General features: G+C 55.8%; 13 protein-coding genes and 1 pseudogene. 4 read left to right on the top strand and 10 right to left on the bottom strand.

Annotation, left to right across the window (positions count from 1 at the left end; genetic code table 11):
- Positions 1-11: 11 nt before the first annotated feature.
- The 5 genes from ACXAC3_RS20800 to ACXAC3_RS20780 all read right to left on the bottom strand — a co-directional run bounded on the left by ACXAC3_RS20800 (position 12) and on the right by ACXAC3_RS20780 (position 6,091).
- Positions 12-740 (bottom strand): TSUP family transporter, encoded by a 729-nt coding sequence (locus ACXAC3_RS20800; protein ID WP_475164436.1) that lies wholly within the window; start codon positions 738-740, stop codon positions 12-14.
- 37 nt (positions 741-777) lie between these two features.
- The gene (locus tag ACXAC3_RS20795) at positions 778-1,518 is read right to left on the bottom strand and encodes an aspartate/glutamate racemase family protein (protein WP_475164433.1); all 741 of its coding nucleotides are present in this window, start codon (positions 1,516-1,518) and stop codon (positions 778-780) included.
- A gap of 28 nt (positions 1,519-1,546) precedes the next feature.
- Positions 1,547-2,785 (bottom strand): NAD(P)/FAD-dependent oxidoreductase, encoded by a 1,239-nt coding sequence (locus ACXAC3_RS20790; protein ID WP_475164430.1) that lies wholly within the window; start codon positions 2,783-2,785, stop codon positions 1,547-1,549.
- A 4-nt stretch (positions 2,786-2,789) separates the two neighbouring features.
- Entirely contained in the window at positions 2,790-5,003 is a 2,214-nt protein-coding gene (locus ACXAC3_RS20785) for a TRAP transporter permease (RefSeq protein ID WP_475164427.1), read from the bottom strand.
- A gap of 80 nt (positions 5,004-5,083) precedes the next feature.
- A complete protein-coding gene (locus tag ACXAC3_RS20780) occupies positions 5,084-6,091 on the bottom strand; it encodes a TAXI family TRAP transporter solute-binding subunit (RefSeq protein ID WP_475164424.1) in 1,008 nt (335 codons plus the stop codon).
- 128 nt (positions 6,092-6,219) lie between these two features.
- Here ACXAC3_RS20780 and ACXAC3_RS20775 point away from each other — a divergent pair, with 128 nt between their 5' ends.
- Positions 6,220-7,188 (top strand): LysR family transcriptional regulator, encoded by a 969-nt coding sequence (locus ACXAC3_RS20775; RefSeq protein ID WP_475164422.1) that lies wholly within the window; start codon positions 6,220-6,222, stop codon positions 7,186-7,188.
- Between the two features lie 200 nt (positions 7,189-7,388).
- Here the strand turns inward: ACXAC3_RS20775 and ACXAC3_RS20770 are convergent.
- From ACXAC3_RS20770 to ACXAC3_RS20755, 4 genes and pseudogenes are all read right to left on the bottom strand, one after another.
- A pseudogene (locus ACXAC3_RS20770) lies at positions 7,389-8,762 on the bottom strand (transposase).
- 105 nt (positions 8,763-8,867) lie between these two features.
- Positions 8,868-9,572 carry an SDR family NAD(P)-dependent oxidoreductase gene (locus tag ACXAC3_RS20765; RefSeq protein ID WP_475164420.1) on the bottom strand — a complete coding sequence of 235 codons (705 nt, stop codon included), beginning with the start codon at positions 9,570-9,572 and terminating at the stop codon, positions 8,868-8,870.
- Between the two features lie 280 nt (positions 9,573-9,852).
- Complete coding sequence (locus ACXAC3_RS20760) at positions 9,853-10,071, bottom strand: GDCCVxC domain-containing (seleno)protein (RefSeq protein WP_475164418.1); 219 nt, start codon at positions 10,069-10,071, stop codon at positions 9,853-9,855.
- 4 nt (positions 10,072-10,075) lie between these two features.
- A complete protein-coding gene (locus tag ACXAC3_RS20755; RefSeq protein WP_475164416.1) occupies positions 10,076-10,447 on the bottom strand; it encodes a hypothetical protein in 372 nt (123 codons plus the stop codon).
- Positions 10,448-10,499: 52 nt separating this feature from the next.
- Here ACXAC3_RS20755 and ACXAC3_RS20750 point away from each other — a divergent pair, with 52 nt between their 5' ends.
- The 3 genes from ACXAC3_RS20750 to ACXAC3_RS20740 all read left to right on the top strand — a co-directional run bounded on the left by ACXAC3_RS20750 (position 10,500) and on the right by ACXAC3_RS20740 (position 13,049).
- Complete coding sequence (locus ACXAC3_RS20750) at positions 10,500-10,898, top strand: MerR family transcriptional regulator (protein WP_475164413.1); 399 nt, start codon at positions 10,500-10,502, stop codon at positions 10,896-10,898.
- Positions 10,899-11,001: 103 nt separating this feature from the next.
- Positions 11,002-12,405, top strand: a complete 1,404-nt coding sequence (locus tag ACXAC3_RS20745) for a sensor histidine kinase (protein WP_475164411.1) — start codon at positions 11,002-11,004, stop codon at positions 12,403-12,405.
- On the top strand, positions 12,402-13,049 hold the full coding sequence (locus ACXAC3_RS20740) for a response regulator (RefSeq protein ID WP_475164409.1): 648 nt from the start codon (positions 12,402-12,404) through the stop codon (positions 13,047-13,049). Before ACXAC3_RS20745 ends, ACXAC3_RS20740 begins: the two co-directional genes overlap by 4 nt.
- A gap of 75 nt (positions 13,050-13,124) precedes the next feature.
- On the opposite strand, the gene ACXAC3_RS20735 is transcribed toward ACXAC3_RS20740, so the two are convergent.
- Entirely contained in the window at positions 13,125-13,907 is a 783-nt protein-coding gene (locus tag ACXAC3_RS20735) for a hypothetical protein (RefSeq protein WP_475164407.1), read from the bottom strand.
- Positions 13,908-13,943 lie beyond the last annotated feature (36 nt).

Genomic DNA, 13,943 nt, shown 5'->3' with positions numbered 1-13,943 from the left:
GCCCTTCGAGTTTACGCGACCGCAAATGCGCGATGAAAGAGAACGCCGCAGGCTATCAGAGAAACCACGCGGATCGCCGTTGTGACCAAGGTCTGAGGCAAATGGGGCCCCACTGCACGACCAAAAAGGCTGCCGATCAGTGTGAGCGCCAGGAAGCCCCATAGCTGCGGGCCATAGGCAAAGGCCTGCGTCTCGGATAGGCTGTGCAATAGGAATGCGATGCCGTACGCCACCAGCGCAATGGGTTGTACCAACTTGGCAACCTCTTTGGCTGGGCGGCCTTTCGCAATCAACCCGAAAACCATTAGCGGGCCGGGCGTCGCGGCCCAAACAGTCGCCAGCCCGGATAAGCCGGAAACGGTCGAAAACCCTGCTGCTCCAATTGAGCGACGCAAGGGCAGCAAGGTCGTCACAAGCCCGATCAGCAACAGGCTGGCCGTCAAGGCAAGGACAAACGCCTCGCTCAGCCAGGGGTACACGACAAGGCCCGCGACCACTCCGACGAGGCATCCGATGATTGCCGTGCGAATGGTCTGTCGGTCGGCCTTCAGCACCTGTCGGTCTGTCGCGACCGCTGAAACGATGGTATTCAACAGCAGCAGCATTGGGACAGCCGTTGATGTACCAAGCAGGATCATCATCGGCGGTCCGGCAAGGATGCTAAACCCGATGCCGACGCCGACTTGCAGCATTGCGCCAAGGCCGATGGCAACCAACAGGATGGTTAGGTCAACGGACACTTAAATCCCCCAAGTACCACGCTATAATTCAGTTCCTTTAGGTCCAAGGCATAATGCCAACATAGGATTTGCGCGTCGCAACGGTATGCGCCATCTGCGCCAGTGTCGTCAAATCGAAGACGGGAAGCTGCAACTCGTCCTGAAGGCGCGCGGCATATGGCGGCAAGTCGGTACACTCCAATACCAAGGACCGTATCTCCGGTGAATTATCTCTGAGTTGCCGTGCGGCCTCGAGCACTTCGGCCTCGATCAAATCTGTGTCCATGCGGGTTCGCGTATTCCGTAAGATCACTTCAGCGAATTCGCTGGTGTCCTCCAACCCTTGTACTGCGACGGGAATACCACCTGCTCCGACACCTTCGAAATGCTTCGGCGTCAGAGCAGATGCATCTGCGGTCAACACGCCCACCGGGGCATTCGCCCCGGTAATGTGAAAGGCCAGAGGCACCTGTATCAAGCTGGATGCAAAGACGGGTACGGAAACAGACGCAGCCAGTTCCTTTTGAAATAAAGCCAGAAATCCACAGCTTCCCGTGATTGCCCGAACACCCTCGGCCTCAAGCCGTTGCGCGCCCTTGATGAAGGGGGCCAGAAGCTCGGGCGTCGGGTTGTTTAGCAGGGTCGGGACGGTAATGCCGTCGATCATTTCGTAGAGAACGGGAAAAGGAAGGCTGGACGGATTCTTGATGTGCCCGGGCGGTTTGGGGAAATAGCTTTCAAGGCACAAAACCCCAATCGAAGCCCCACAGATGTTTTGGCCGCCTTCGTAAATTGGCATGGTGCTCAGGTCCTTTTGCATAGGGGAATTAGAAACGGGCCAGCGAGAACGGGTCCAGGTTGATATTCGGGCTGCGTCCGGACACCAGATCCGCCACAAGCTCTCCGGTCTTTGGCGCCATCATCAGCCCGTAATGAGAATGACCGAACGCGGCCAAAAGCCCGTCCTTTCCGTTCAGCGGCCCAATCGCTGGCAGGCTGTCGGGAAAAGAGGGGCGCCGACCCATCCAGAACTGTGCCTCGCCAGTATTGAGGTCCGGCACTAAGGATTTTGCCTGATCGGTCAGTATCTTTTCTTTTCGCGGATCGGCTGGGGCATCGACACTGCCAAACTCGGCCGTACCGGCGACCCTCAGACCGCCCTGCATCGAACTTGCGACGACCTTTGCGTCCACATCCATGACCGAGTTGTTCAGCACAGCCGAAGGGGCCCGAAATTCAACGTGGTAACCCCGTTCAGCCACCAACGGCACAGGTATGCCAAGGGGTTTAAGCAGGTCGGCGGACCACACTCCGGCTGCAAGGACAATATTGCGCGCGTGCAGCGTGTCACGTGACGTTGCAAGCTGCCAAATGCCGCCTTCGGTGTGGCTCAGCCTAGTGACTTCGGTCCGCACAAACTCGGCCCCTTGCGCACGTGCTTTTTCGGCCAATACAGCGCCCAAACGCCCGGGAGAAGTTGCGCGGGCCTGACCTTTGATCACAATCGCAGCCTTGAGGTCTTTTGAGAGCGCCGGTTCCAGGCGCCGCAATTCAGCGCCGTCGACACGCTCCAATTCACCTCCCTTTTCCCGGCGGATCAGATAACCAAGATCACTCAGGTTGGCTTGTTCAGGGTTCCGGAACGCGTGAATATAGTAACTGTCCGCGATCAGCGCTTCGTGACCCGTGCCCTGCAGGTGCCGACGGTACAGATCAATGGACGGGCGGCATAAAAGCTCCATCGCATCTGAGACTTCGCGAACCGTCTTTTCGCCGGACTTGCCCAGAAAGCGCAGCCCCCACGGGATCATCTTCGGCCAGAAGGACGCCCGGACTGAAAGCGCGCTTTTCGGGTCCAACAGCATCTGGGGCAGCTTTTTCCAGATGCCCGGAACGGCCTGCGGAATGATCGACCAGGGCGACACAACCCCCGCATTGCCGAAAGAGGTTTCCTGTCCCGGGTCGCTCCGGTCGACTAGACGGACCGGTATGCCCCGTTCTTGCAGCGACAGCGCACAACAGATGCCGACGATCCCTGCGCCGATGATGGTCACTTGCTCTGTCATCGCATCAGGCCGGGGAATGACTGCGATTGCGCGCGATCAGTTGGGTGACAATGACCGGCGAGGCGACGGCAAGCGCGATCAGGTCAGCCGTCAGGCTGGGCGCAACGAAGATCACCCCCGCGATGGCCATCAGGATACGCGACGCGATGTTCAGCGGTTTCAGCCAATATCCGACCACAGCTGCGGACAGGGCGATGACCCCGGCGATACAACTGGTGGCGGTGTAGGTGAATTCCCACAGGTTGAACCCGGTTGAGGACACGAACAATAAGACCGGCGCATAAACGAAGGCCATTGGCGCGATCACCTTGCCCAACCCAAGGGTAAAGGCAGAGAGACCAGTTCGGAACGGATTGGAGTTCGCAATGGCCGCTGCCGCATAGGCCGAAGTGCAGACTGGCGGTGTGATCTCGGATACCACACCGTAGTAGAGTACGAACAAGTGGCTTGCGATCGGCGGGACACCCAGCTGCGCCAGCGCGGGCTGTGCGACCGAGACCAGCATAATGTAAAGCGCTGTGGTCGGGATGCCTGCGCCCATCAGGATGCAAACGATGGCAATGAAGACCAGCGAGATGAACAGTTGCAGGTCTTCCATCGCAAACAGCTGCCAGCTGCCGAACGAGATCATATTGTACAGGTCTGAGGCCAGATTGCCTGCACCTTGAGTGACCATGAACCCGATACGGAAGCCAATGCCGGTTGTGTTGATAACACCGACAACGATGCCGACGGCGGCAGCGGCGGCACCCACGGCCAGCGAGTATTTCACTCCCAACTCAACCGCTTGCAGCATCTCGGGTACTTCGATGCGTTTCTGCGGGTTCAGCGTGGCGATTACCGATAAAGCACACAGGATCGCCGTCATCGTCAGATCGAACCCGCCATCCGAGAATTTCCACAGCACGAAGGCCAGGAACGCCGCGGCATAGATCAGCGTGGGCGGCTGTTTGATGCGCGACATGCCTGCGATCACCGCCAGTGAGATACCGCAGAAGGCGGACATGAACGGCGTGTAGCCGGTAAACAGCACGACCAGCAGACCGATCAGAGGCACGATGTTGGCCCAACCTTCGGCCCAGACAGCCTTGAGCTGCGGCAGCTGCTCTTTCGCCAAGCCTTGCAGGTTCAGCTTGCGTGCCATCAGGTGCACCACCGCGAAGACTCCGACATAGTGAAGGATCGCGGGGAAGATCGCGGCAATGACGATGGTGGTGTAGGGCACCTCAAGGAACTCGGCCATGATAAAGGCGGCGGCCCCCATGATCGGCGGTGTGATCTGCCCTCCGGCCGACGACGCGGCCTCGACGCCGCCCGCAAAATGGCCGGGGTACCCAAGGCGCTTCATGTTGGGAATTGTCAGCGCGCCGGTCGAAACGGTGTTGGCCACCGAAGAGCCCGAGATCGTGCCGAAGAACGCCGAGGATACCACCGACACTTTTGCCGGCCCGCCGGTATAGCGGCCCGCCAAAATGGTTGCATTGTCGATGAAAAGCTGCCCCAACCCCGTGCGCTGCGCGATCACGCCAAACAGGACGAAATGGAACACGATGGTCGAGACGACCCAAAGGGTGACGCCGTAGATTCCTTCCTGCGGGAAATACATCGACGACACGAAAGTTTTGAAGTTCACGCCCGGATGCTGCAGCAAGCCGGGGAAATACGGGCCCAACAGGGCGTATGAGATAAACACGCAGATGATCAGCGGCAGCACCCAACCCAGCGTGCGGCGTGCGATGTCCAGAACCAGCAGGATGATGATTACGCCCAAAACCACGTCATAGGTGTTCGGGTTGCCCATTCGGAACGTCTGTTCCTCGATACCCAGAAACGGAATGCCGCGCCATGCGACCCCAACATACAAAGCTGCGATGATCCCCAGCGCCATAAAGACCAAGTCGTACAGAGGGATGTTGCCGATACGGTACCGGCTGATCTTGAGCGCATAGAGGTTTTTGGAGCCGAAAATCGGAATTGTCGCGTAGACCAGAATGAACAGCAGCGACAGATAGATACCCATGTGCCAATGGTCGGCGGGCAGGCCAAAACCGGCTGTGAAGAATTCGTAGAACGCAAGAATCAGGGCGACAAAGCGCAGCACCTTGCCCGCGGCGCGCGTGACCTGCCGGACGGCGGCACCTTCGTCGAATTGTTCTTCGATGGCGGCCAGTTCCTCTGCCGTCAATTCGTGGTCATCAAGTTTCTGGGTCTCGGACATGATGGCCCCCTGATTTCGCATAATTCCGGAGTGCGGTGCCCCACGCAGGGGCACCGACGACAGGTGTCAGTAAGGTACGGTTACTGAAGCAGACCGGCTTCTTTATAGAATTTCTCGGCCCCCGGATGCAGCGGCACACCCAGCGCCTCGACACCATCCAGCGCCGTATCAGGCGTGATCTGCTTGCCCTTGGCATGGCCATTGTCCAGCAGCTTGCGAGTATTGTCGTTCCACAGTGCCTTGGTCAGGCCATAGACTAATTCGTCGGACAGTTCCGAAGACACCACCAGCATCGCGCTGACCGCCGGGGTCTTGGTTTCCCCGTCGATGCCTTCATAAACCCCGCCTGGAATGGTCGAGGGGATATAGGCCGGGATGATCTCATTGATCTTAGCCATGTCTTCGTCGGTGAAAGAATGCAGGTTCATCCCCTTGGTCGAGGACAGCTGCACCATCGCGGCAACCGGCCAGCCTGCAGCATAGAAATAGGCGTCAAGCTGACCGTCGGCCAGACGCTCGGCGCTCTGGCTGTTGTTCAGCTCGGCCTCGTCCATGTTGTCGCGGTTGACGCCCCAGGCGTCCAGCATCTGCAACACGGCGACCTGCGTGCCGGAACCGGCCTGCGCGATACCGACGCGCTTGCCTTCCAGATCGCTCAGGTCGTTGATCGTCTGACCGGCTGGCAGCACCAGATGCAGGTCTTCGGGGAACAGGTTTGCGACGATGCGCAGGTTGGGGTGGGGTTTGCCTTCGAACTTACCCTCACCCAGATACATCGAGCGGGTCACGTCGGCGGCGGCAAGACCGGCCTCAAGCTCGCCATTCTGGACGGCGGCGTTGTTGAAGACCGACGCGGTGGTGGATTGCGCGATGGCGATCAGGCCCGGCACGCCGCACTGGCCGCCTTCTTCGCAGGGGCGCGAGCCAGGAGGGGCGGAGATTCCATTTGCGATGGTGCCCCCGATGGGGAAGTAAGTTCCGCCTGCGCCGCCTGTGCCGATGCGGAAAAAAGTTGGATCCTGTGCCAGCGCCGGGGCGGCAAGCGCACTTGCCAGGGCCAGTCCCGTCAAACATTTCACAAATTTCATCATCATCTCCCTTGTTGGATCGTCGGATTCGGTTTGGCCGAATTTCGATCCCGCAAGCGTAGTGGCAATTATCATAAATACAAATTTGTTATATTTCACAAAACTAAGGTTTAGTTTATATAATTACCATGAACCTGATGCAGTTGACCGTTTTTCGTGAGGTGATGGAGACCGGCTCTATCTCTCAAACCGCCAAGAAACTGAACCGCACTCAGCCTGCGATCAGTCTGGCCTTGAAGAACCTTGAAAAGACCCTTGGCCTGACACTGTTCGAGCGTAAGGGGCGGCGATTGGTCCCTGTTCCCGAAGCGCGTTACCTTTTGGCCGAAACCACGGGTATTCTGGACCGCCTGGCGACGATTTCCAGTACAATGGAAGGGTTGATTAAAGGGCATTCTGGCAGCCTGAATATCGCTACAATGCCGGGCCCATCCGCATTCTTGTTCCCGCGTTTCATCAGCCAATCAGTCGGCGAGAACCCCGAGATACGTATCACATTGTCTACACGCAGTTCGCCTCAGATTATGGAGCTTGCGGGCACGCAAAATATTGATTTCGGCTTCGCAGACTTCGAGCATTCAACCAGGAAAGAGCCTCAGTATTCAACAGAACTGATCCAGGCAGATTGTTTTTGCGCCGTTGATCGTGACAGCCCGCTTGCTTCGCGCAGGACTGTATCCATTTCTGATCTCGACGGGGCCCCTATGGGGGGATTGCATGCCACGCATCCGTTCCAGCGCAAAATTCGACAAGAGTTTCAAGAAGTTTCAGCTAACTACAACCCAACGGTGACATGTCAGTACTTTCTACCCTTGATACCATTTGTGAGCTCAGGTCAGTGTTATTCGATCGTGGATCCGTTGACCGTAGCGACTGAACGAGAACTAAACCTGTCCAACGGAAAAGTCGCGTTCGTGCCCTTCAAAATACCGCACAGATATGAATATGCGCTCCTTGAGCCCGTTCACCGGCCACCGTCTCAATTGGCGTTAAAGATCAAGGCGGGCTGGAAAGCGGAAGTGTTAAAGATGTTGTCAGCGGTGAAAGCCAACCCTCATGCAACTGGGATAGATGAAGCAGGAAGCGAGCAAAGCTGAACAACAGTGTTTTACAAAAAGAAAACCGATGGGAGGGAATGTACATCTGGACCGACTTGCGACAAGTAGGCGAATGTCGGCTATGGGACCAGAACCTCCGGTTTCTTGGATCAGACCGAAGGTTGGCTTTGTCCGGATAGTGTTGAAAAACGGGAGGTTTGGGCCCGCCTTGAGTGTCTCGCCAACGCGAGCTTTTCGTTTCAGCCCGTTGGTGCCGGCTGCGGGACCAGTTTTGCGAGTTTCCTGAGGTTCTGGGCAGTGGCTGCGAGTTGGAACTGTTCGTATGCATCTTTCGGTCCGCGTAGCCGCATCATCGGCACGCCTATGTATCGTTTCAAATGGGCAAACAACATTTCGACTTTCCGCCTTTGAATGAACGAAGTCATGTAGGCGTCGGTTTTGCGGATATCGCGGGCCACGTCGCGAGCTGCTTCATGGACGGAACGCATGAGGCGTCTCCCGTTGTCCTTCGGACAACATTGAGGCTTTAGTGGGCATACGTCGCAATCGTGCTTTGAGGCGCGGTATCTGACGAAGCCGTCTTTGCCGCCATTTGCTTTTCGTGGCTTGGAGAAATTCCGTCGATACGTTTGCAGAGGCTTGCCGCCCGGGCAGGTGTAGCTGTCGGATGCCAGGTCGTAGAAAAAGTCCTCGCGTGAGAATGTGCTGTCTGTCCGCTTCGATTTACCTCAGACCGGAATGTGCGGAGCAATGCCGCGTTCCTCCACCGACCAGCCAAGCATCTCGGCTGACCCGCAGCCTGCATCACCAACCAGCTTGTCCGGCTTCACGCCGAAGCGATCCGTAATCCGGTCGAGCATACGGCGTGCTGAAAAGGTCTAAGCGGTTCGGATTGGAACTGACGGCTCTACATTGGCAATGATCGCATTGTCCAAGTCCACCGTATAGTTGGTGGAATATGCAAAGAACGCTGCACCACCATCTGCCCCGGTCCAGCGCGCGGCGGGGTCAACAGGCGAGATGTATTTGGGGACGACCTTAGTCGACGCGCCGAATGCGGCATCATCCAGTGTTTCAAGATATTCCTGAACTACGCGCATAGTCAGCTCGGGCGGCAGACCTTCTTTGCTATCAACGCCGCGCGACTGGTTTGCGTTGGCAGGGATCAGGCTGGCGTCGACGCCAAAGCTCTCGCCCCCAACAAGACCTTCGTCAATGCAGCGCCTCAGAACGGTTTCGAAGAGGTGTCGGAAGAAGTCGCTTTCCCGGAAGCGCCCGTGCCGGTTCTTCGAAAAGGTAGAATGATCCGGCACAGGATCGGTGAGGTCGAGGCGGCAAAACCACCTGTACGCCAAATTAACGTGGACCTCCTCGCAAAAACGGCGTTCGGACCGAATGCCCTGACAGTAGCCTAGCAACAGCATCCGGATAATCAATTCTGGATCAATCGAAGGGCGACCATGCGAGTTGTAAGATGGTGCAAGCAGTGGGCGGATTTCAGACAAATCCAGAAACCGATCAATGCCGCGTAACGAATGGTCCGCAGGCACAAACTCTTCAAGCGAAAACTCGTAGAACAGCGCGCCCTGCGCCACCTGCCTCGGTCCCATTATCGCTGCACCTCCACTCTCAACTGGAGTAAATCAGTGCCATACCAACCAATCAACGGACTTTTTCAACACTATCTCCGCACAGCCGTCATTCACATTGCAGTCAGTTCACCACTTCTCGCCGAATGGACGAATGTCGAGTTCAAAGGTCCATGCGGACTTGTCTTGCTTTACGAGCATCAATGCGGTTTCTGCAATCTTGTCAGGTTTAATGAAGAACTCGTCAGGTTCGTTCGGTGCGAAATTGGTCCGTGTGTCTTCGGTATCGATCACACCGTCTATGACGAGGTACACAACGTGTACGCCTTTTGGTCCGAGTTGCTTTGCCAGCGAGTTGGCTAATGTGCGTTGAGCCGATTTCGAGGGTGCGAAGGCCGTCGTCCATACATTTCCGCGAAGGGCAGCGGTGGCACCGGATGCAACGATGGTACCAAACCCGCGCTCGGACATTTGAGGCCCAAGGACTTTGGCTGTCGTGAAGAGGCCCAACGCGCCGACGCGCCAACTCTGCTCGAACTGAATTTCCGATACGTCATCGAGCGCGCCAAATTGTGCAAGGTCCGCGTTGTAGATAGCAACGTCGATCTCACCGAGGTCGTTTTGGACCGAAGTCAGTGCATTTTTGAGAATTTCAGGATCTCCAGCGTCACACTTATATGTTCTCACGGAATTGCCAGTGTTCGGTGTTCCTCTGAGCCCTTCGCCTGATCTGCTGAGAAGCGCGAGGTCGTATCCTGCATTTTGGAAGGTTTCGGCATAGGCAGCCCCGAGCCCCGGGCCAAAACCTATTATTACGCAGACCTTGTCGCCCATGTTAATCTCCCTCTTCGTGCTGGTCGTCTTTGTCCAGCTATATCACTTATCAGCATGTCTCGCAGAGAACGCAGGTTTGCCTGAACAGCCGAAATTGATGCGGTCTGAACCGACCCTGTGACTACTGAAACGGTCAGATGACCGCTCTGAGCCCCACGTTGACCGATGCCGCGCTAAGTCCCAATTGCAGCAACGCGCAGAAAGCCGACTTTGCAAACTTTGGCGGACGAGCCAATGCGGGCAATCAACATCTTTCTCGGATGTTGCGGTTGCGGCCTGCTTATCCACAACAGCAGTCACCTAGTTGAATTGGCGGACACGGAACCGTTCCGTAAGAACAGTAAACACAGCAATCGCCTTCTAGGGGCTTCAATACCGCCTTGCATGATCTGCATTCATAAAACCACTGGCACGAGTCGGTTGGCATTCTTTCGGTTTCAACGTGCCCACACTGAGGGCAGGTCAAAGTGCTATCGAGCACCACAGTTTGTTTTGTCATTGTTTCACATCTGCATGATTAGATAGTCGTTGATTTGAACCTCATTGAACACGATAGTCCATGCCAGCACGGTGATTGCCGTGCTTCCGACAAGCCACCATTTCAGATTTACCAACGTCCCGTATCGATGCGATACGAACCACGAAACAGCGACCAGCGCTGTTGAGATGGCGAGAACATAATAGCTTGCCGCCGCAATTTGTCCGAATACCGCCAACCAACTGCCACCCCAGCCGAGCAACATCATGATCATTGGAAGAACACAACATGTCGCAACCCCCAGAGCGGAAACCGATCCCAGGTAGCTGAGGGTCACATATTTCTTCACCTTTTGCTCCCCAAGATACTCGATTTGATTGTGTTGAGGCGTCGACATTCAGGGTGTATAACTCCTGTAGCGGCTACAGGATCAAGAGGGGGCACTTCGCGTGATTGCGATAGGTGAGGCTTCCCGGCAAAGCGGGGTCGGAATAGAAACCATCCGCTACTACGAACGCGAAGGCATCGTACCAAAACCCGCACGAGCGCTGAACAACCGTCGCCTCTATTCAGCAAGCGAGGTGGGAAGACTGCGATTTTTGAAGAAGTGCCGTGACCTGGGGTTTCCTCTTTCAGACGCAAAGGCGCTTTTGGAGCTGTCAGAAGGAAGTGCTGAAGACTGCCGATCAGTGAGAGAACTGGCCGAGGCACACATTGCCAGCGTTCGAAGCAAGATTGATGAGCTCAGACGCCTGGAACGCGCCTTGAGCGAGCTTACGGCCAATTGCAATAGCGGAAACGTTCACTGCCCGATGCTGCAAAGCTTGAGAACGATGGATGAAATCTGACTCTGGCCACCGTGCCGAAGCTCAGTGTCTGAGATATTGCCAGATCACGTCAGACCAAGGTCTGTGGTGCGATAACAGGTAGTAGTTCATAGTCGATTTCACGATGAGAGCGAAAATAGATGACCTGACGATTGGAAATTGGTCGTTGTCGCGAGTCTTTCTTGCGGCCAGCATCTTCGTGATGGGCGCTGCTACGGCAATAGTCGGGGTCTGGGTGTCAAATCGAATTCAGAACGCAGTCGTGCAGAACTCCGCCAATTCCGCGGCGCTGTATATGGAAAGCGTTGTTTCCCCGCTCAGCCAGGAATTGGCACATGGCGACCGCCTTTCTGAGCAGGCGAGCCTGGCACTGGATGAGATTTTCATGAGCCAGCCGATGCGTGACCGCATTGTCTCCTACAAATTCTGGAAGCAAGGCGGAGTGATTGCGCATGCCTCGGATACAGACATCATTGGAAACCGTTTCAATCCAACGGACGACTTAAGGCGGGCATGGAACGGTGATATCTCCGGCTCTTTCGAAGAGCTTGATCATGCTGAGAGCGCCGCCGAGGCGGCATTGGGTATACCATTGCTTGAAGTTTACAGCCCCATCCGCGAACTCTGGTCCGGCGAAATCATCGCGGTTGCGGAGTTCTACGAAAGGGCCGATCAGCTGGAGTTAGACTTGGCCAAGGCCAGGCGAACAAGTTGGCTGGTCGTCGGTTCCGCATTTCTGGCAAGTACGATTGTTCTGTATTCCATCGTCGCAATTGGCGACAAAACAATTCGACGACAGGGGGCACTACTTAAACAGCGCCTGACAGAAAGTGAGAGGATGGCTGAGCAGAATGCCTTGCTGCGGTCGCGTGTGGTCGAGGCGTCAGAAAGGTATGCCACGCAAACAGATCGGTTTCTCAAGAAACTTGGTGCAGAGCTACATGATGGTCCGGCACAATACCTGTCGCTGGCCGCCCTTAGACTGGAGGCGGCGTTTTCCAAAGGGCCCGAAAGGCCTAAAGAGGCCGAGGAAATTCAGCAATCTTTGCAAAAATCTCTGGCTGAAATTCGTGCTATATCACGAGGGCTGTCGGCCCCGGATATCGACAGCCTGTCACTTGGCGATGTTGTGAAGAGAGCCGTAGAGGATCACGCAGAACACAGCCCGTTGCGGCCGGATGTTTCGTTCCGGGGTAGCCAGGTTCCGGAGTTGTCATTGTCCGACAAACTGTGCGTTTTTCGGTTCCTTCAGGAGACGCTTTCCAATGCCGCGAGATATGCCCCGGCTGCCAACTGCACTGTGATCTCTGAGGCGCAAAACGACCGCATAGTTGTAAAGGTCAAAGATGACGGACCTGGATTTGACAGGTCAGAAGAAACCGCGTTGCGTGACGATGGCGGCCAGGGGCTTATGGGCTTGCAAGATCGGGTCGAAAGTATTGGTGGCAGGTTCGAAGTCGCGTCGAGACCCGGTGAAGGCACCACCATTGCCATGACACTCTTTCCCAGAAAGCTGGGTGCATCATGACTACATCTGTTGTGATAGCCGATGATCATCCAATTTTCAGGGATGGTTTGCAACGCACATTGAATGAAGCTGAAGGATTCGAAGTTTTGGCTGCTGGTTCGAATGCTGAAGAGGCCGTATCGCTGGTCAACGCGCACCAGCCCGACATAGCTGTTCTTGACCTTTCGATGCCCGGCGGTGGGATCAAAGCGACGCGCGAAATCGCAGCGATGGCAAATCCGCCCTTTATCGCAATCTTGACGGTCTCGGAGAACAGCAGCGATGTCGCGGACGCGTTGGAGGCGGGCGCGTTAGGGTACATCGTGAAGGGAGTGACGGCGAGCGAATTGACAGCTTCCCTACGCAGCATCGCCGAGGGTGAAGGGTTCGTTTCTCCGGGCTTGGCCTCGCGTGTACTACTTCAAATAAGGACTGACACCGCCACATCTAAGAACAGCAGCATTCTCGATGACCTCACGCATCGTGAGGAAGAAATTCTTCGACGTGTGGCCAAGGGGTTTAGCAATCGGGAAATCGCTGAGGAATTGGACCTTCAGGAAAAGACCGTGAAGCATTACATGACGGCAATCCTGTCCAAGCTTCATGCGCGAAATCGGGTAGAAGCCGCCCTCATTGCCCATGATGTTTGGAATAAGAAGGACTAACTGCGGTCTCTATGACGACGCTGACGGCCCCTCGCCAAGAAAAGCCGCCAACGGATCATCGACTGAAGCTGTTGTTCAGTTGGCAACCGCCTGTAACCTCCGGCGATCAGAGGCTGTTGCGTTTCGTTCAACAACAGTCCGGTTGAACGGGTCTTTCAACTCGTAGCGTCCAAACTCAATCTCTTCTTTCCAGCCATTGGCATAGTTTACTTCGATATTGTTGCCCTGGCGTTCAATTTTCGTGGGACGGCTACCAGCAGTGCCGCCTTGCCCAGCAGAGCGTACGCTATCGATAGAAATACCATTCGCCAAAGACCGCAGCCTTGAGACGTCAGCACCGGTCGCGGGGCGTTCTTCAACGGTTCGGTTCTGAGCATTTTTTCTCTCAAACCGCCCATTTTCGATCTCTTCCTTGGTTCCGTCGGCGTAACGCACTTCAATGCCGTTAGCGTTTGTTTCGACCTTTGTTACCCCAGCCGAACCCGACGGCTTGCCCCCAGATTGAGAGCGATCTTTCTTTCCGCTGCCTCTATTGGAGCGTTTGGAGTCATCGTCGTCGTCATCATCGTCGTCGTCGCGACCACCTTTGCCTGATCCTGAATTGTCGTCACGATCATCATCTCTGTCATCGTCGCGATCATCGTCCCTATCGTCATCACGATCATCATCCCGATCGTCGTCGCGATCATCGTCGCGACCATCCCCGTCTTTCCCCTTGCCGCTCTTGGCAAAGGCATATGACGGTTCAAAATGTAGGCGACCATCGGCGTCAAACGCTGGTACGTAAGGCGTCGCTACAATCAACGAAGCCAAGGCCGCAGTACTAAGAAGTTGACCAAGCTTTCTTTGAATTTTCATTTTCGCCTCCAATTCTGATCGCCACGTTTTGTGACA

It is taken from the genome of Ruegeria sp. ABV4_181 (assembly GCF_056158465.1).
Note: the sequence above shows the minus strand (reverse complement) of the source record. Positions and strands in the feature narration are given on the sequence as shown.